Genomic DNA, 18,510 nt, shown 5'->3' with positions numbered 1-18,510 from the left:
TCGGCTATGTATGATGTCTTGATGACGAGGCTGCACGAATTTACGGTTGTTCTTTATGCCTTCAGTGTTCTTTTATATTTTTTCGACTTTATTCATCATAACCGGAAGGCAAATCGGATTGCCTTCTGGTTACTTGCATTTGTATGGGTTTCGCAAACTGTATTTCTTTTTTTCTATATGATGAAAACAGGAAGGTTCCCTGTCTTAACCATTTTTGAAGGGCTCTATTTTTATGCCTGGGTATTAATAACATTGTCAATTGTTATAAATCATTTATTACGAGTTGACTTTATTGTGTTTTTCACTAATATCCTTGGCTTTACGGTCATGACAATTCATACGTTTGCACCTATGCAATACCATTCCCATGTCATGGCTAAACAGCTGATATCCGAGCTGCTATTAATTCATATTACAATGGCAATACTGTCATATGGGGCCTTTTCATTATCATTTGTTTTTTCAGTGTTGTACCTACTTCAATATGATTTATTAAAAAGGAAGAAATGGGGTACAAGACTAATCCGTCTTGCCGATTTAGACAAACTCGAAAAATCATCTTACATATTAGCAATCATCGGCGTTCCAATGCTTCTGTTAAGCTTAATCTTGGGCTTGCAATGGGCGTTTCTGAAGCTTCCGGGAATGCCTTGGTATGACATTAAAATTGTCGGTTCCTTTATTTTACTCACAGCGTATAGCATTTATTTATATTTGCGGACAGTGAAAAATCTCTCAGGAAAGAAATTGGCGATTTGGAATGCCGGTTCTTTTCTAATTGTATTAATTAACTTTTTCTTATTTGGGCAACTATCATCATTCCATCTATGGTACTCGTAAATTAGGAGGCAGTCATGAGAAAAATTATCGTAGGATCCAGACGCAGCAAGTTAGCTTTAACACAAACCAATTGGGTGATTGACCAACTGAAAAAAATTGACCCCCGCTTTGAATTCGAGGTCAAGGAAATCGTCACCAAAGGTGATAAAATTCTAGACGTTACCCTTTCTAAGGTCGGCGGTAAAGGTCTTTTTGTAAAAGAAATTGAGCAGGCGATGCTTGATAAAGAGATTGATATGGCCGTCCACAGCATGAAGGATATGCCGGCTGTATTGCCTGAAGGGCTAACTATCGGCTGTATTCCGTTCCGTGAAGACCATCGCGATGCGCTGATTTCCAGGGACCATGTGAAATTAGCTGATTTAAAACCAGGTGCGATTATCGGAACAAGCAGTCTGCGCCGCAGTGCCCAGCTTTTGGCGAAACGCCCTGATTTAGAGATTAAATGGATCCGCGGCAATGTTGATACTAGATTGGCAAAATTGAAGGAAGAAGAGTACGACGCCATCATTTTGGCGGCAGCAGGCCTATCCCGCCTTGGCTGGGCGTCTGATGTCGTCACTGAGTTCTTGGATGCTGATATCTGCATCCCTGCGGTTGGTCAGGGAGCTCTATCTATCGAGTGCCGTGAAGATGACCGTGAACTTCATGAACTGTTTGAAAAATTCACTTGTAAGAAAACTGAAAGAGCAGTTCGGGCAGAGCGTGCCTTCCTGCAAAAAATGGAGGGCGGCTGTCAGGTGCCGATTGCCGGCTTTGCGCGTGTCGAGGATAACGATGAAATTGTCTTAAATGTGCTTGTAGGTTCTCCAGAAGGCCAGGAAATTTTTAAAGAAGAAGTACTCGGGCAAAATCCGGAAGAACTCGGGATTAAGGCGGCAGACCTTTTGATTGAAAAAGGAGCGAAGGATCTGATTGACAGGGTAAAGCGGGAGCTGGAGGGTCAATGAGCCCCTCCCTGCCTTTATTGAATAAAAAGGTACTTGTTCCGCGCGGGGAAGGCCAAGCGAAATCATTTTCTGAGCTTGTTGAGAGATACGGCGGGATTCCGATTGAAATTCCGCTGATTGCCTTCCGCCCGATTGAAAAAAACCAGCGCCTTCAGGAAAGCCTAATGTTGCTGGATACATATGACTGGATTATATTTACGAGCAGTGTCACAGTGGAGACGTTTTTTTCGTTTGTTGATCGTGTTGGGGCGGGGTTCCCAAGGGTTGCGGTTATCGGCAAAAAGACTGAAAAGGTACTGAGGGATAGAGGTATACGGGTAGATTTTGTTCCCTCTGTCTACGTGGCTGAAGAGTTTGTTGCAGAATTTTTGCCTCATGTAAAGCCGGGCATCCGGGTTTTGTTGCCAAAGGGAAACCTTGCCCGTGAATACATCGCAACTGGTTTACGAAAGGCCGGGGCAGTGGTGGACGAGCTGATTATTTACGAAAACTACATGCCTAAGGAAAGCCGAGAAAAACTTCTAAAGATGCTTTCCGAGCGGGAGCTGAACATTTTAACCTTTACGAGCCCATCGACGGTGGACCACCTGATGGACGTGGTTGGGGAGTATGGGCTGGCCGACCATCTGAATGAGTGTATCATCGCCTGCATCGGACCAGTTACCGAGAAGAGGCTGCTTGAATACGGGCTGCCGATTCATGCCTCACCGGAGGAGTATACGGTGGATGAGATGGTTAAGAGCGTTATCGTTTTCTTGGAAAAGATTGATGGCTGATCCGCAAGTTGGGGCTGGCTATCCGCAAGTAGGGAAGGGTTATCTGCAAGTTGGAGAGGGCTATCCGCAAGTTGAGAAGGGTTATCCGCAAGTTACATATTAAAATAGCTAAATTTAATGGAGGTATACACAATGGAACTTCAATTTTCACGTCATCGCCGTTTACGTTCAAGCGCCAGCATGCGTGCGCTTGTTAGGGAAAATCATTTAAAGGCGGACGATTTCATCTATCCGCTGTTTATTTATGAAGGGGAAAATATCCGTAATGAGGTATCTTCCATGCCTGGAGTATATCAAGTATCGATGGATCACCTCCATGCAGAAATGGAAGACATCGTCAAACACGGCATCAAGGGCGTTTTATTATTCGGTATCCCGGAGACAAAGGATGAGTGCGGCGGCGGAGCGTATCATGACCATGGGATTGTCCAAGTAGCCACCCGCTTTATCAAAGAACACTTCCCTGAAGTGCTAGTTGTTGCAGATACCTGCTTATGTGAATACACAAGCCACGGTCATTGCGGCGTTGTTGAAGGTGAAAAAATCCTTAATGACCAATCATTAGACCTGCTTGTAAAAACAGCCATCGCTCAGGCTAAAGCAGGCGCAGATATCATTGCGCCATCCAACATGATGGATGGTTTCGTGGCCGCGATTCGTGCAGGTTTAGATGAGGCTGGTTATACAGAAATTCCAATCATGTCATACGCTGTTAAATATGCATCTGCATTCTACGGACCGTTCCGTGAAGCGGCTGAAGGTGCACCGCAATTCGGTGACCGCAAGACCTATCAAATGGACCCTGCTAACCGCATGGAAGCATTCAGAGAAGCTGAATCAGATGTGGCGGAAGGGGCAGACTTCTTAATAGTGAAGCCAGGCATGCCATACCTTGATATTGTTCGTGATATTAAAAACAACTTTAATTTGCCGGTCGTTGTTTACAACGTCAGCGGTGAATATGCGATGATCAAAGCGGCTGCGCAAAACGGCTGGGTTGACGAGAAAAAGACTGTTCTTGAAATGTTAATGGGAATGAAGCGCGCAGGTGCGGATTTAATCATTACCTACCATGCCAAAGATGCAATCCGTTGGCTGAAGGAAGAAGAATAATATTTTTTGAAAAGAGGGAAAAGGATGCGTTCGTATACCAAATCGATTGAAGCATTTAAAGAAGCCCAAACATTGATGCCTGGCGGTGTAAACAGCCCTGTTCGCGCCTTTAAATCTGTAAACATGGACCCCATTTTCATGGAACGCGGCAAAGGTTCGAAAATCTATGATATCGATGGCAATGAATATATTGATTACGTTCTTTCATGGGGACCGCTTATCCTTGGTCATTCCAATGACCAAGTAGTCGAAGCGTTGAAAAAAACAGCCGAGTCAGGAACAAGCTTTGGAGCGCCGACGCTATTGGAAAACAAACTGGCCAAGCTTGTGCAAGACCGCGTACCATCAATTGAAATTATCAGAATGGTCAACTCGGGTACGGAAGCTACGATGAGTGCCTTAAGGTTAGCAAGAGGATTTACAGGCCGCAATAAGATTTTAAAATTCGAGGGCTGCTACCATGGCCATGGTGATTCATTATTAATTAAAGCAGGATCCGGAGTTGCTACACTTGGTTTGCCTGATAGCCCAGGTGTACCTGAAGGTGTTGCTTCCAATACAATCACAGTACAATACAATGACCTTAAAGGGGTAAAATACGCTTTTGAACAATTTGGCGATGATATTGCTTGTATCATTGTTGAACCAGTTGCGGGCAACATGGGGCTTGTTCCACCACTGCCAGGGTTCTTGCAAGGACTACGTGATATTACCACCGAATACGGGGCGCTGTTAATTTTTGATGAAGTTATGACTGGTTTCCGTGTCGGTTACAATTGTGCTCAAGGGTACTTCGGTATTACCCCAGACTTGACCTGTTTAGGAAAAGTAATCGGCGGCGGTCTTCCTGTCGGCGCTTACGGTGGCCGTGCAGATATTATGGAGCGTATTGCACCAAGCGGCCCGATTTATCAGGCGGGTACATTATCCGGCAATCCGCTTGCGATGACAGCTGGCTATGAAACCTTAAGCCAGTTGACACCAGAGCACTACAATGAGTTTATCCGCAAGGGAGATATCCTAGAAAAAGGTATTAAGGCTGCTGGGGAAAAATATGGAGTTCCAGTTACCTTTAACCGTGCTGGTTCCATGATTGGTTTCTTCTTCACGAATGAAGAGGTTATCAATTATGAAACAGCCAAATTATCCAATTTGGAATTCTTTGCCGAATACTACCGCCAAATGGCCGACCAAGGCGTATTCCTGCCGCCATCTCAGTTTGAGGGATTATTCCTATCAACTGAGCATTCGGATGAGGATATTGAAAAGACGGTTAAGGCTGTTGAGGTTGCTTTTTCGAAGCTTAAATAAAGTTTAATCTCTTATATAATAACCAAATATGAAAGCAAGCAGGCAGTGGATTTAGCTAAAATAGTCCACTGCTTTTTTTGATGGTTTAATATGTTAAAGTCATTTCATACAGTGAATGAAATTTGGACTGAACGAATATACGAGCAGCCTTCTGTAGGCAAGGATTGGCGACCGAACCGATAAAAAAATTGGATGCCGGGTAACCAATAAGGGGTATTGGAGACCGAACCGATAATAAAATGAGCTGCCGGGTAACCAATAAGGGGTATTGGCGCCCGAACCGAAGAAAAAATGACTAGTAGAGTAACCAATAAGGTGTATTGGCGACCAAACCAATGAAAAAAGATTAGTAGAGTAACCAATAGGGTGGATTGGCGACCAAACCAATGAAAAAATGAACGGCAGGGTAACCAATAAGGTGGATTGGCGCCCGAACCAATGAAAAAATGATTGGTAGAGTAACCAATAAGGTGTATTGGCGCCCGAACCGATGAAAAAGTGATTAGTAGGGTAACCAATAAGGTGTGTTGCTACCTAACCGATATAAAAATGATTAGCAGGGTAACCAATAAAGGTATAAGCTGCCTATAAATGCACTTTCAGATGCCCTGAAACGACGATGCCCAAATTAATAAGTCTTTGATTAACCAATAAATCCAACCCCTCCAACAAGGGGAGTTTATTTTTTTGCCTCTTTTCTGCACAATCCAGCTTTTTTATTCATAAATAAAAATTTCCCCTCATAAAGTGTAAGTGACATAGTGATTTTGCATTAGGAAACGAAAGGAGGAGTCGCTTTGTCTCAGGAGAATCAATCGTACCTAAGATTTTCTGTGGAGGAGTCCCTGTGGTTTAGAAAAGGACAGGAAGTCGAAGAGCTTATTTCCATTTCCTTAGACCCGGATATTACCATCCAGGAAAACGATCAGTACGTCACCATACGCGGTTCGCTGGAGCTTTCCGGCGAATATAAATGCTACAAGGACCAAGAGGAAGGAAATGAAGAGGGTGCTGTCTCACAGAAGTTTGTAGAACGGGTGGCCGAGCGTGAGGAGGGAGTAGCTGAATTTTCACATCGATTCCCGGTTGATATCACGATTCCTAACAATCGAATTCAAAGTGTGTATGATATCGATGTCCTTGTGGAAACGTTTGATTATTCCATGCCTGAGCGCAGCTGCTTAAAGCTGTCAGCAGAGTTGACCATCAGCGGCCTCTATGGAAATGAGCAGCAACAGCAACAGCAGCAGGAGGAAGAGCCTGAACTTGAACTCCTGTACCGCGCAGGAGCCGAGGAAGAGGAGGAAGAATACGAATTCCCTCAACCAACAGCACAAAGCCCGTATCAAAACAATTTCTTATTCCAGACGGAAGCACGTAAACCGCAGGAGGAAGAACAGAGCACAGATGCATTTCCAAAGTTCCCAAACTTTAATTATCAACCTCAGGAACACACTCAGGAGCAGCAGGAATATCGGCCGCCTTGGCAGTACCAGGAGTATAATGCCGAAGCAAATGAACCTGCATGGCGTTATCAGGAGAGAAAAGAAGAAAAACAGCCTGTAGAGGTTGAAGTTCAGTTTGAGGAAGAGATCATTGTGGAGGAATCCCCAGCAGTAGTCGTGGAATATGAAGAGGAAAGCTCGTCATCTTCATCGTCATCTGAAGAGGAGCCAAAGCAAAAGAAGAAGCTGTTTGGTGCCAAGAAGAAATCGATGACCCTGACAGAATTCTTTGCCCGAAAGGACGAAGGTTCTTCACAAACAAGGCTAAAGGTTTGTATTGTTCAAAGAGGGGATACGGTAGAAAGTTTGTCTAAACGTTATGATGTTTCTGTTCAAAATCTCCTTCGCGTTAACAATCTGGAACTGAATCAGGATGTTTATGAAGGTCAAGTATTATATGTTCCGGCAGCCTTTGCCAAAAAATAACCAGACCTAAGAAGGTGAGCGGGTTCGAACGGGGCCTGCTCTGCTTTCTTTTTATGCCCTTTTGCTTTTCTAAATGAAAGAGAGTGAATTCTCATGAATGACTCGAATAGGCTGGAGACCCTTACGCCGATTTTGGAGAACTACCAGGTAGAGCCGTATTTTGTAGAGGATTTTGGCGGCATTCAAAAAATTTATTCTAACAAAGGTACCTTTGCCCTGAAAAAAATTCCCCCAGCCTTAGGGACAGATTTCATTCGGCATGTCCATTATCTCTATCAAAAAGGCTATAACCGGATTGTTCCTATTTATCCCACGATGGACGGCAGATATGCGGTATTGCATGATAATAATCTTTACTATCTCATGCCATGGATGGCGAACGACCAAAGAGAAGACCACCAGTACAAAAGCCAGCAGCTCTTTCGCGAATTGGCCCGGCTTCATACCCTTTCCGCAAAGGAAATCGAAGTAAACAAGGAGGAGCGGGCAGAGCATTACGAAAAAACCTTGCAGCTGCTTGATAAAAATCAAGAATTTCTTGATGGATACATTGATGTTTGCGAAAAGAAAACCTATATGTCACCATTCGAACTGCTGTTTTGCCTATACTACAATGAAATCAGCCAGGCGCTCCGGTTTTCAAAATCAAAATTTGAAGAATGGTATGAGAGCACAAAGGAAAATGAGAAAGCCCGAATGGTGGTTGTCCATGGGAAGCTTTCATCCGATCATTTTCTTTATGATGAACGGGGATACGGCTTTTTTATTAATTTTGAAAATGCCCGTTACGGCTCACCAATCCATGACCTGCTCCCATATGTATCAAGGACTTTAAACACAAGTCCAAAGCGAAATGATGATGTGATTGGTTTGGTTTATCATTATTTTAAATATTTTCCGTTTAAGCCGGAGGAAAAATTATTATTCAACAGCTACTTGGCCTACCCAATACCCATCATCCAAATGGCAGAAAAATATTATCGGAAGCCTCGTCCGAAAAATGAGTTAAAATATGTCCGCCAGCTGCAGCATCGCTATTGGCATTTAAAAAATACCGAATATATTGTAATGAGAATGACGGAAATTGAGAACCAGCAAAAAGCAGCCCAAGAGGCAGCCCAGCAGGCAAAAGAAGGAGCCCAATAGCAGGAATCATCTGCACATAGGGCTCCTTAAATAATTTCAAAATAAATGGAAATGGCAATGACGATAAAAAGGGATAATAACAAGACATCAAAAATAGTTGGCAGAAAAATAGTTCGTATAAATTGAAAGATAATAAATGGGACCACCAGCTGTCCGGACAATCTCCGAAACGTTCTAAACCAGGGACGGTGTTTATACTTATGGAAATTCTTCACCCCAAACCCCCCCTTTCCCAATTTACCCTTATCATATGTATATTCAAAAATAGTGTGAATGACCTATAATTCTTCCAAAAAATATTCAATTTGATTTGTTTCATAAATAATGACATGGTAAAATTATTAAGCTATAAAGTATGACTTTTGGAATATTAACCTTTTTAGAAAGTCTGTATTAGAAAATCTTTTTTCGTATTAACACACGTGAGGAGTTATCAAAATGTACTGGTTCATCATTCTTTTCCCGCTTCTTATTTATCCCTGGGGGCCATTTACGTATTATACATTTCCAAAGGTCTTTTATTTAGATATGTTTGTCTTGTTTACATGGTTATATTTAATAGTCAAAAAAAAATATTGGACATCCAATCTATCTAAATCTGAATTAAAGATTGAATTCATAGTCTTAATATTTATGTGCTTAATTGGAATTTCAACGGTATTTTCAGTTGATTTTTATTCCTCATTTTATGGTACAGAAACACGATTTGAAGGATTAGTAACTTTTTTTTCATATTGCAGTATACTATTGTTTTCTTATAGACTGCTAGATGTTAAGAAAATAGAAAACCTTCTTAAATGGATGGCTTTTGTTTCAATCTTTGTTTCTATTTATGGAATTCTTCAACATTATTCCTTAGATTTCTTTCCGAGAAATATCTCTAAATTAAATGAGATAAGAAGTTTTTCTTTTTTCGATAATGCAAACTTTTACGGTTCATATCTTGTCTTAATAATTTTGTTAACAATAACACTTTATTTAGTTGAAAAAAGTAGAAAATTGCTAACTTTATATTTAACCACAATTTGTATTAATTTTATAGCTCTAATTTTTTCTGAGACAAGAAGTGGATGGGTGGGTCTTGCATGTGGGATTATCTTTCTTACAATCTTTGCCGTAGTAAAAAGAAGGCATCTCTGGCTTAAATGGACTACAATGTTAATTGCTTTAGGCCTAATCTTTATTTTGATAAATCTAGTCGAGGATGGAAAATATTCTGGGCGTTTAGCTTCATTTTTTCTTGACTCATACAATGTTGCATCCCATCATACCACTGGGCATGAAGGTTCAGCCAGAATGTTTATTTGGAAAGAATCTTTTCCGCTGATACACTCTAATTTTTGGCTTGGTTCTGGACCTGACACCTTTAAGTATGTATTTCCAGCTAAACCGGAAGAACTTGAAAAATATTATGGGACTTCAAATATTATTGTGGATAAGGCTCATAATGAATATTTACAGATTGCAGTAACATTAGGAATACCTGCTTTATTAATATATTTAACTCTCTTGTGTATTGTCCTTGGACGAGCTTTCAAAGCAGTAAAAATTATTAACGGGAAAGAAAAACTTCTTTTGTATGGATTGATATCTGTTATAATTGGTTATCTAATTCAAGCATTTTTTAACATAAGTACAGTTCCTGTTGCCCCGTTATTTTGGGCAACTATTGGTATAACGCTATCTAAAGCTGAATTGCACCTTAATAAAAAAAATAATAATAATTCACTTTGTACTTCTGAAGAAATATATCGATCTGCCTAATTTGCAAGCGAGCACCATGCTTCACGCATATAGTATAAAATACAAAAAACAAGGATATCCTGATTGACGAAGGCACTGTTTTTTGGGTAGTATTATATATAATTGAAAAATAAAGCTTTGACAGGGAAGAGTACGGTGAAAGCCAGCTTTTAGAGAGGGGAACCATTAGCTGAAAGGTTTCCTAAGCGGAGCATCGGAAGGTCGCCCAAGAGCTTCTTCTGTGAACAGGTCAAAAGGCTCCAGTAGTAGAAGACGGATGAAATCCGTTATCCGATGAAGTGCCAATCATCATTATGATTGGAAAAAAGGTGGTACCGCGAAGCAACTCCATTCGTCCTTTTATGGCGAATGGGGTTTTTTGTTGTTTTTAAAAGATAAAAGGAGGCAATTCAGTTGGAAACAAAAGAAATTACGATGCCAACCAAATACGATCCGCAAACAATTGAAAAAGGTCGTTATGAATGGTGGCTGCAAGGGAAGTTTTTTGAAGCAAAAGATGATGAGGGAAAACAGCCATATACAGTCGTTATCCCACCGCCTAACGTTACTGGAAAACTCCATTTAGGGCATGCATGGGATACAACTCTTCAAGATATCATCACACGCATGAAGCGGATGCAGGGCTATGATGTTCTTTGGCTTCCGGGTATGGACCATGCTGGAATCGCGACCCAGGCAAAGGTTGAACAAAAGCTTAAAAGCGAAGGCAAAAGCCGTTATGACCTTGGCAGGGAAAAATTCGTTGAGGAAACATGGAAGTGGAAGGAAGAGTATGCTTCCCATATCCGTGAGCAATGGGCAAAGTTAGGTTTAGGACTTGACTATTCCCGCGAGCGTTTCACTCTCGATGAGGGACTTTCAAAAGCGGTTCGCGAAGTATTCGTTACCCTTTACAACAAAGGCTTAATCTACCGCGGCGAATATATCATTAACTGGGACCCATCCACAAAAACGGCCCTTTCTGATATTGAGGTTATTTATAAGGATATTCAAGGTGCCTTTTATCATATGAAGTATCCGTTAGCTGACGGTTCCGGCTACATTGAAGTAGCAACAACTCGTCCGGAAACGATGCTAGGGGATACAGCGGTTGCTGTTCACCCGGAAGATGACCGTTACAAGCACTTGATCGGCAAAACGGTTATCCTGCCAATCGTTGGCCGGGAAATTCCGATTGTTGGCGATGATTATGTTGATATGGAATTCGGTTCTGGGGCTGTTAAAATTACTCCTGCCCATGACCCGAACGACTTTGAACTCGGAAATCGCCATAATCTTGAGCGTATTCTTGTTATGAATGAAGATGGAAGCATGAACGAAAAGGCCGGAAAATATCAAGGTCTTGACCGTTTCGAATGCCGCAAGCAAATTGTTAAAGACCTTCAAGAACAAGGCGTTCTGTTTAAAATTGAAGATCACCTGCATTCCGTTGGCCACTCTGAGCGCAGCGGGGCAGTAGTAGAGCCTTATCTTTCTACACAATGGTTTGTTAAAATGCAGCCGTTGGCAGATCAAGCCATTGAGCTTCAATGCAAGGAAGAAAAAGTACACTTTGTTCCAGACCGTTTCGAAAAAACATACCTGCACTGGATGGAAAACATCCGCGACTGGTGTATTTCCAGACAACTATGGTGGGGACATCGCATTCCTGCTTGGTATCACAAAGAAACAGGTGAAGTATTTGTCGGTCATGAAGCGCCAGCTGACAGCGAAAACTGGGAACAGGACAAAGACGTATTAGATACATGGTTCAGCTCAGCGTTATGGCCATTCTCGACTATGGGCTGGCCAGACATAGAAGCGGCTGATTTCAAGCGGTACTTCTCAACGGATGTTCTTGTAACAGGCTACGATATCATCTTCTTCTGGGTATCCAGAATGATTTTCCAAAGCTTAGAGTTCACCGGTGAGCGTCCATTTAAAGATGTTCTCATCCACGGACTTGTTCGTGACGAGCAGGGCCGGAAAATGAGTAAATCGCTTGGAAACGGCGTTGACCCAATGGAAGTAATCGACAAGTACGGTGCGGATGCCCTTCGTTACTTCCTATCTACGGGATCATCACCAGGTCAAGATTTACGTTATAGCACGGAAAAAGTTGAAGCAACCTGGAACTTTGCCAATAAAATTTGGAATGCTTCCCGTTTTGCTTTAATGAATATGAACGGTCTCAGCTATGATGAAATTGATTTCAGCGGGGAAAAATCTGTTGCCGACAAATGGATTCTAACACGCTTAAATGAAACAATCGAACATGTGACAAAGTTGTCAGAGCGGTATGAATTCGGTGAAGTTGGCCGTGCCCTTTATAACTTTATCTGGGATGACTTCTGTGATTGGTATATTGAAATGGCGAAGCTTCCTTTATACGGTGAGGATGAGGCGGCTAAGAAAACAACCCGTTCCATTCTTGCCTATGTTTTAGACCAAACAATGAGATTATTGCATCCGTTCATGCCATTTATCACCGAGGAAATTTGGCAGAACCTGCCTCATTCCGGTGAATCGATTACCGAAGCCAATTGGCCGGAGGTAAAATCGGAGTATACAGATGAAGAAGCGGCACAGGAAATGAAGCTTCTGATGGAAATGATCCGCTCTGTACGTAATATTCGTGCTGAAGTTAACACACCTATGAGTAAGAAAATCAACATGTTGGTGAAAGCTAAGGATGAAAAAATATTAACGGCTCTTGAGAAGAACCGCAGCTACATCGAAAAGTTCTGTAACCCAGAAGAACTGCAAATGGGGCAGAACATCGAAACCCCTGAAAAAGCAATGACCGCGGTTATTACGGGTGTCGAGATTATCCTTCCGCTCCAAGGCCTGATCAATATTGATGAAGAAATTGCCCGCCTTGAGAAGGAATTGGATAAATTAAATAAAGAGGTAGAGCGTGTTCAAAAGAAATTAAGCAATGAAGGCTTTATGAAAAAAGCACCTGAAAGTGTTGTAGCCGAAGAACGTGCCAAAGAACAAGACTACCTAGAAAAACGAAATATTGTAGAAGCTCGTATTAAAGAGTTAAGAGGTTAATGAAGCTGAAGGCGAATCCACTTTGGATTCGTCTTGGCTTATTTTTTTAACAAAAGGGGTGTAAGACATGTTTACTACTTATAAAGAAGCCCTTGATTGGATTCATGCAAGGCTCAGGCTCGGCATTAAACCGGGGTTAAAACGGATGGAGTGGATGATGGACAGGCTCGGCCACCCGGAAACAAAAATCAAAACTGTCCATATAGGCGGGACAAATGGGAAAGGTTCAACGGTTACATATTTCCGTTCCATTCTACAGGAAGCAGGGTATATAGTCGGTACATTTACATCTCCCTATATTGAAACATTCAACGAGCGAATCAGTGTTAACGGTAAGCCCATCACAGATCAAGAAATACTTGAATTAACAAATGTCATTCTTCCTTTGGCAAATGAATTAGAGGAAACAGATCTTGGCGGACCGACAGAATTTGAAGTTATCACGGCCATGTCGTTCTATTATTTTGCCAATCAACCTGAAATTGATATCGTCCTTTATGAGGTCGGGCTTGGCGGACGATTTGATTCCACGAATATTGTGCAGCCATTGGCTTCACTTATTACAAACATTGGTCTTGATCATACCAACATCCTCGGCAACACCCATGAGGAAATTGCGTTTGAGAAGGCGGGAATCATCAAGGAAAGGACGCCGATTTTTACAGCAGTCAAACACCCTGGAGCACTTAAGGTAATTGAGGAACAGGCGGAGAAAAAAGAGGCACCAATATTTCGCTTAAATCAAGAGTTTTCGATTGATGCTCATGAATCAATCTTAAAAGGTGAAATATTTACTTTACAAACAACGGGGGATACATTAGAAAAGCTTGAAATAAGCATGATTGGCCAGCACCAAACCGAAAATGCAGCACTTGCCGTCAGTGCAGTTCTATATTTAAACCAACATGCCAGCATTTCAGTTACTGAACAGGCCATCAGGAGAGGGTTGAAGAAGGCCTATTGGCCGGGCCGCTTTGAGGTTTTATCTGAAAGCCCTCTAGTCATCATCGATGGTGCACATAATGATGAGGGAATTACAGCATTGGTTCATGAATTATCGACTCGATACGCCAATCGCAATATCCATATTATATTTGCGGCATTAAAAGATAAGAAGCTAGACAAAATGATAGCCAAGCTTGACGAAATTGCGGCTCAGATTTCTTTTGTAAGCTTTGATTTTCCAAGAGCGGCTAATGCTGAAGACTTGCTGAAACTCAGCCAATCTGCAAATAAATTCGCAGTCGAAGATTGGCTGCCTTTTATAAAAGAAGAAATTTCTCACCTGCCTCCCAATGACAATGACATGCTTGTCATCACGGGCTCTCTTTATTTTATCTCAGAAGCAAAGCCAATTATTTGTCAATATTTGAAAAATATGACGATTTCTCTGTGACAGATTGGCTATTTTTTGGTAAAATAAAATTATCTTGAATTAATAATAATTAGGTGAGGAGGGGAAGGAAGATGGGTGTTAAACCACATGTCCAAACAGCAATTTATCTGATCTGGATTATGTTAGTACCAGCTGGAATGTGGTTCACCTATCAAACTTTTCCCCCGCACCTGTCGGGAAATTGGCATGAACTTATTGCCTTTTTAGCGCTTATGGCCATTGTGGCAAGTATGCCAATTATGATCAATAATGTGCCGATTTTTCTCATTCAATGGGTGTCTTTTACCGTTTTTTTAATTTTCGGATTGTTTGTGGAAATGGTATTTACTCAGATTGCAGTACTTGTTTTACTACTAAAACTAAGAATTCAAAAAGAGCAACTATTTCGCTTGCCGCTTAATATGATCATGTTCTTTATTGTTTCGTTCTTGAGCGGTACTGTTTATTTTCTGCTCGGTGGTCAAACGGCTCCGCTCCTTACGAAGGATAGCGAAGCTTTTTTGCTGGCTATTTTGTATGCGGTGTTAAATTATTTTATTAATCAAGTCATTGTTTCTTTCAATCTATTTTTTATCTATAAGCGTAAGAACGCTTACTTTGGAAAAGATTTATTGGTAGAGACTTTGACGACAATTATTACCATTCCAGTCGGTGTTGTGTTATACATTCTTTATAATGAATTACGGTTATTGTCGCTTCTTTTTGTAGGGATTCCGTTCGTCAGCTTATCGGTTATTTTTAATCTCTATTACTCTAGTGAAAAAATTAATAAGTATCTGCAAAAAGCGGCTGAAATCGGGCATCAAATGGCGGAACGCCTCCAAGTGGATGATGTTGTTACCTTATTTATCCAAAAAATTAGGGGAATGCTTCCAGTAGATTATGCATATGTCTTTGAAGTTTCCGGTGATGAACTGAAATTGACCCGCTATGTTGAAGAAGGAAGGGTAGATCCTTATCATAGGCCGCCATTAAAAAAAAATGAAGGAATCTCCGGAATGGTTTGGGAGAAGCAAAAGGCCTGTCTTTTTTCGCGAAAAAAGGAATGGATACATATTACGAGTGGTGGGTATCTGCCAAAGGATGCCGGAAGTATTTTAAGCGTTCCCATTATGCGCAATAAAATAATTATTGGCGTGTTGCTGCTTGCTTCGAAGAAGGAAAGAGCCTATGAAAAATATCAGCTGACGATTGTCGATATTCTCTGCTCGTATTTTGCCGTTGCCTTGGAAAATGCCAAGCATTACGAACGCACGAAAATGCAAAGCGAACGCTGTTCACTCACTAAATTATATAATTACCGCTACTTTGAAAACGCATTAATGAAGGAGTTTGAGCTGCTAAAGCGCTTTGAGCGAGATGTGATTTCGTTAATCATTCTTGACATTGACCATTTTAAAAAGATTAATGATACATATGGCCATCAAAGTGGAAATGAAATTCTAATAGATATTGCAGGAAGAATCAATAAATTAGTAGGAAGTCGCGGTACCGTTGCCCGCTATGGCGGTGAAGAATTCGTTGTTCTCTTACCTGATGTTTCCAAAGAGGAGGCCTATCAAACGGCTGAGTTAATCAGAGAATCCATCGCCAATTGGCCATTTACCCTCTATCAAACGATTGATCAGGAACAAAAGAAGCAACATGTCAAAATAACGGCATCAATTGGAGTGGCGACCGCACCAGAGGATGCAGAGGATGCCCTTGCCCTGATCCGGCATGCCGACCGAGCGCTTTATGTAGGGGCGAAAAGGGCTGGACGGAATCGAGTTGCGGAGTATTCGTCGTGTTAAATATTATTAAATAAAGAAGGGTGAAAGGAGAAAGTGTTAAACAATCTCCCTTTCACCCTTTTTTATGGTATTAATTGTATGTTACATCACCAATAACGGCACCATTAGATTTACTCCAATCGATGGAATTATAATCATCAAAGGTGTTTCCGCAATTCTGTGTAAGAAAATCTTTATCGGTGGAATTCGTAACGATGATGGGTGGATTGCCGCTGATTTTACTTGGGTCGACATTCACACTTCCTTTGATAATTAAACGTCCTTTTTGGGTTCCATTAACCTGAATATTCAGCTGTTGGGCAGATAAATCCCCCTTTACACACATCGTAGAGGTGGGATCAATTGTTAAGATTTTCCCAATTGAGGCAGTGCCTCTCGTCCAAATTCTAGAGGATAAAGCAAGTGTCACGTGATCATCCGTAGTCATATTTCCGCCTATATACAAATCGGAATTTTCTACTCTTAGCTGGCCGCCAAAGTTGGCATTTTTTTCTGATTCAAGGGTTATGTCGACAATACTGTTTAAGTTCCCATTAAGTGAAACTGAATCAGCATGCAGAGTTAACTTTGATTTATTTCCATTACCGCTTAATACTAGGTCACCGGTTGAATAAATAGTTCCCACGTAGCCATTGTATTGTTCAGTATAGGTCATACTTTTGTCTATGATTACCCCATTCGGACAGCTAATATCAGTAAAAGTAGATGGGTTAATACATTGGGTAGAAACATTTGTAGGCTTTTCGACCTGGTTATATTCAGGGATAATTGACCCTCCAGCTAAATTAATCAGTGCTAAGTCAATTACCATATCCGCATTAAGGGTAGTTGTTTTTCCATTTTCTGATCCTTCTACATCAAATTTCAAAGCAATTTTTCTATTCGTTGGATCAGCAGTAGTGGTGAAATTTTTTATGGTAAAGATGGAATTTGGATAGCCCTCTACTTGTACTGTTGTTTTGATAAGTCCGTTCGACATAGCCTGGTCTAAAGCTGTTTTCATGGCTTTGGTAGCTTCCGCCTTATAGTCCTTCGTAGAATCCGCCTTTAAAATATTGATGACTTGATTGTTAACATCAACCTGTTTTACCTCAAAAATTCTTTGAAATTCCACTTCGTAATAGGATATTCCCATTTCTGCTAGTGCAACTGACTGCGAGGATTTCTCCACAATTTTGTTTTGTTTAGTTCCGCTGAAAGCCTGTCCCATGAACGATAAAAAAATTATGGAGAAAACAGTTATAATAAGTAAGACTAAAACTAGGGTGTATCCTTCTTCAGACTTTTTATTGAACATCAATTACCACCCTTATAGCGATAGAGTATTGTATCAATTATGACTTTATTTGAGTTGTTTTTCTTATCACTTGCTGTTAATTTTATGGTCACGTTATTTGTTGTAGTGGGAACGACTGGATTTGTAACCCCATTTTTTATTTCAAAAGTTAAGCAAATTTGCGGATTGTTAAATACCTCCGTTTGATTTGCTCCATTTTTGTCAATATATGAAACTGTGATTTCACAATTGGAGTCTGTATTAGTAATGGTATATTGTTTTGATTTTTGATGAATTCTTGTCAGGTTGGTTATGACAATATTTGATTCTTGAATCATAAAATTTTTAGAAATGGCCTTTTTCGAAAATTGATAGCCTTGGAAAAAAGCATTCCAAATAATGATACCAATAAAGGAGAGTATGGTAATGGCTGCCAGCAGTTCGATAAGTGTTATTCCTCTTTCACTCTTTGTCAATCGCATCTACTCCTATCTTACAACATAGCCGTAGGTAACACTCACGACATTGCCCTTGTTATTTAATAGCTGAACGATAATAAGATGTGCTTTTAACTTAATGGAAGATGGGTCTGGTGGATTTTTTTTTATTTTAATGGTTACCGAAAATACACCCTCTGTGGTTTTAAAAATATGATAATTCCCTTCGTCACCTTTATATTCCGCTATAACGGTCCCAGCTGGATTTGCTAGGAATTTCTTTACATTTGCATCATTTTCCCACTTTACTAGTATTTGTTTAGCGGTACTAATTCCCTGGCTCTTATCTTCATTTTGTTTATTGGTGAAACCCATTTGCGGGAAAAAAGTCATGATGGATAAAAATATGATAGACAAGATAGTGATGGATAAGAGTACCTCGAGAAGAGTTACTCCTTTTTCATTTTGGTGAAATTTCATATATAAACATTCCCTTCAGGGATAATCAAGTCGAATAAAGCAGAAAAAACAAAGAACTATGACTATAATAATAGTTTAATAAAACCATATAAAGCAACTGCAAATATTAGCAAATTTCACCTATTCCAAGTATTAATATTACCAATTAAAGAGGTAATTTGACATGGTCCATTAGTTGTAATTATATATGTAAAATTGTTACATGCTTCTTTTAAACTAAGTAAAAATATAATACAATATTTAGTAGATGAAATTTGTCTA

15 protein-coding genes and 1 other annotated feature are annotated in these 18,510 nt (G+C 40.6%); of the genes, 11 read left to right on the top strand and 4 right to left on the bottom strand.

Annotated features, from left to right (window positions below; translation table 11 throughout):
- Positions 1-6: 6 nt before the first annotated feature.
- The 7 genes from ACZ5B7_RS23665 (at position 7) to ysxE (ending at position 8,067) form a co-directional block, all read left to right on the top strand.
- Positions 7-840: a cytochrome c biogenesis protein gene (locus ACZ5B7_RS23665; protein WP_378584221.1), complete on the top strand. Its 834-nt coding sequence runs from the start codon at positions 7-9 to the stop codon at positions 838-840.
- A 14-nt stretch (positions 841-854) separates the two neighbouring features.
- Positions 855-1,790, top strand: a complete 936-nt coding sequence (hemC, locus tag ACZ5B7_RS23660; protein ID WP_464491193.1) for a hydroxymethylbilane synthase — start codon at positions 855-857, stop codon at positions 1,788-1,790.
- A complete protein-coding gene (locus ACZ5B7_RS23655) occupies positions 1,787-2,566 on the top strand; it encodes a uroporphyrinogen-III synthase (protein WP_464491192.1) in 780 nt (259 codons plus the stop codon). Before hemC ends, ACZ5B7_RS23655 begins: the two co-directional genes overlap by 4 nt.
- 132 nt (positions 2,567-2,698) lie before the next feature.
- On the top strand, positions 2,699-3,679 hold the full coding sequence (gene hemB, locus ACZ5B7_RS23650) for a porphobilinogen synthase (RefSeq protein WP_464491191.1): 981 nt from the start codon (positions 2,699-2,701) through the stop codon (positions 3,677-3,679).
- A gap of 24 nt (positions 3,680-3,703) precedes the next feature.
- Complete coding sequence (hemL, locus tag ACZ5B7_RS23645; protein WP_464491190.1) at positions 3,704-4,990, top strand: glutamate-1-semialdehyde 2,1-aminomutase; 1,287 nt, start codon at positions 3,704-3,706, stop codon at positions 4,988-4,990.
- Between the two features lie 797 nt (positions 4,991-5,787).
- Positions 5,788-6,921, top strand: coding sequence for a stage VI sporulation protein D (spoVID, locus tag ACZ5B7_RS23640; protein WP_464491189.1), 1,134 nt, complete (start codon positions 5,788-5,790; stop codon positions 6,919-6,921).
- 93 nt (positions 6,922-7,014) lie between these two features.
- Positions 7,015-8,067 (top strand): spore coat protein YsxE, encoded by a 1,053-nt coding sequence (gene ysxE, locus ACZ5B7_RS23635; RefSeq protein ID WP_464491188.1) that lies wholly within the window; start codon positions 7,015-7,017, stop codon positions 8,065-8,067.
- 26 nt (positions 8,068-8,093) lie between these two features.
- On the opposite strand, the gene ACZ5B7_RS23630 is transcribed toward ysxE, so the two are convergent.
- A complete protein-coding gene (locus ACZ5B7_RS23630) occupies positions 8,094-8,282 on the bottom strand; it encodes a hypothetical protein (protein ID WP_213119996.1) in 189 nt (62 codons plus the stop codon).
- A gap of 223 nt (positions 8,283-8,505) precedes the next feature.
- Here ACZ5B7_RS23630 and ACZ5B7_RS23625 point away from each other — a divergent pair, with 223 nt between their 5' ends.
- The 4 genes from ACZ5B7_RS23625 to ACZ5B7_RS23610 all read left to right on the top strand — a co-directional run bounded on the left by ACZ5B7_RS23625 (position 8,506) and on the right by ACZ5B7_RS23610 (position 16,056).
- Complete coding sequence (locus ACZ5B7_RS23625; protein WP_464491187.1) at positions 8,506-9,831, top strand: O-antigen ligase family protein; 1,326 nt, start codon at positions 8,506-8,508, stop codon at positions 9,829-9,831.
- A 108-nt stretch (positions 9,832-9,939) separates the two neighbouring features.
- Positions 9,940-10,173 (top strand) — a binding site (T-box leader).
- A gap of 51 nt (positions 10,174-10,224) precedes the next feature.
- On the top strand, positions 10,225-12,867 hold the full coding sequence (locus ACZ5B7_RS23620; RefSeq protein ID WP_464491186.1) for a valine--tRNA ligase: 2,643 nt from the start codon (positions 10,225-10,227) through the stop codon (positions 12,865-12,867).
- Between the two features lie 67 nt (positions 12,868-12,934).
- Positions 12,935-14,263, top strand: a complete 1,329-nt coding sequence (locus tag ACZ5B7_RS23615) for a bifunctional folylpolyglutamate synthase/dihydrofolate synthase (RefSeq protein ID WP_464491185.1) — start codon at positions 12,935-12,937, stop codon at positions 14,261-14,263.
- Between the two features lie 71 nt (positions 14,264-14,334).
- Entirely contained in the window at positions 14,335-16,056 is a 1,722-nt protein-coding gene (locus ACZ5B7_RS23610) for a sensor domain-containing diguanylate cyclase (protein WP_464491184.1), read from the top strand.
- A 70-nt stretch (positions 16,057-16,126) separates the two neighbouring features.
- On the opposite strand, the gene ACZ5B7_RS23605 is transcribed toward ACZ5B7_RS23610, so the two are convergent.
- Genes ACZ5B7_RS23605 through ACZ5B7_RS23595 form a run of 3 tightly spaced genes read right to left on the bottom strand, consistent with a single transcriptional unit; the run spans position 16,127 to position 18,249 of the window.
- Positions 16,127-17,353 (bottom strand): hypothetical protein, encoded by a 1,227-nt coding sequence (locus ACZ5B7_RS23605; RefSeq protein ID WP_464491183.1) that lies wholly within the window; start codon positions 17,351-17,353, stop codon positions 16,127-16,129.
- Positions 17,353-17,808, bottom strand: coding sequence for a type II secretion system protein (locus tag ACZ5B7_RS23600; protein ID WP_464491182.1), 456 nt, complete (start codon positions 17,806-17,808; stop codon positions 17,353-17,355). Before ACZ5B7_RS23600 ends, ACZ5B7_RS23605 begins: the two co-directional genes overlap by 1 nt.
- A 12-nt stretch (positions 17,809-17,820) precedes the next feature.
- On the bottom strand, positions 17,821-18,249 hold the full coding sequence (locus tag ACZ5B7_RS23595) for a type IV pilus modification PilV family protein (protein ID WP_464491181.1): 429 nt from the start codon (positions 18,247-18,249) through the stop codon (positions 17,821-17,823).
- Between the last annotated feature and the right edge of the window lie 261 nt (positions 18,250-18,510).

This window comes from Neobacillus sp. S1115, from assembly GCF_055385565.1.
Note: the sequence above shows the minus strand (reverse complement) of the source record. Positions and strands in the feature narration are given on the sequence as shown.

Coding starts and splice junctions, on each gene's coding strand:
- hemB (WP_464491191.1), top strand. CDS start 2,699: ATGGAACTTCAATTTTCACGTCATCGCCGTTTACGTTCAAGCGCCAGC.
- ACZ5B7_RS23615 (WP_464491185.1), top strand. CDS start 12,935: ATGTTTACTACTTATAAAGAAGCCCTTGATTGGATTCATGCAAGGCTC.
- ACZ5B7_RS23625 (WP_464491187.1), top strand. CDS start 8,506: ATGTACTGGTTCATCATTCTTTTCCCGCTTCTTATTTATCCCTGGGGG.
- hemC (WP_464491193.1), top strand. CDS start 855: ATGAGAAAAATTATCGTAGGATCCAGACGCAGCAAGTTAGCTTTAACA.
- ACZ5B7_RS23665 (WP_378584221.1), top strand. CDS start 7: ATGTATGATGTCTTGATGACGAGGCTGCACGAATTTACGGTTGTTCTT.
- hemL (WP_464491190.1), top strand. CDS start 3,704: ATGCGTTCGTATACCAAATCGATTGAAGCATTTAAAGAAGCCCAAACA.
- ACZ5B7_RS23605 (WP_464491183.1), bottom strand. CDS start 17,353: ATGTTCAATAAAAAGTCTGAAGAAGGATACACCCTAGTTTTAGTCTTA.
- ACZ5B7_RS23595 (WP_464491181.1), bottom strand. CDS start 18,249: ATGAAATTTCACCAAAATGAAAAAGGAGTAACTCTTCTCGAGGTACTC.
- ACZ5B7_RS23610 (WP_464491184.1), top strand. CDS start 14,335: ATGGGTGTTAAACCACATGTCCAAACAGCAATTTATCTGATCTGGATT.
- ysxE (WP_464491188.1), top strand. CDS start 7,015: ATGAATGACTCGAATAGGCTGGAGACCCTTACGCCGATTTTGGAGAAC.
- ACZ5B7_RS23655 (WP_464491192.1), top strand. CDS start 1,787: ATGAGCCCCTCCCTGCCTTTATTGAATAAAAAGGTACTTGTTCCGCGC.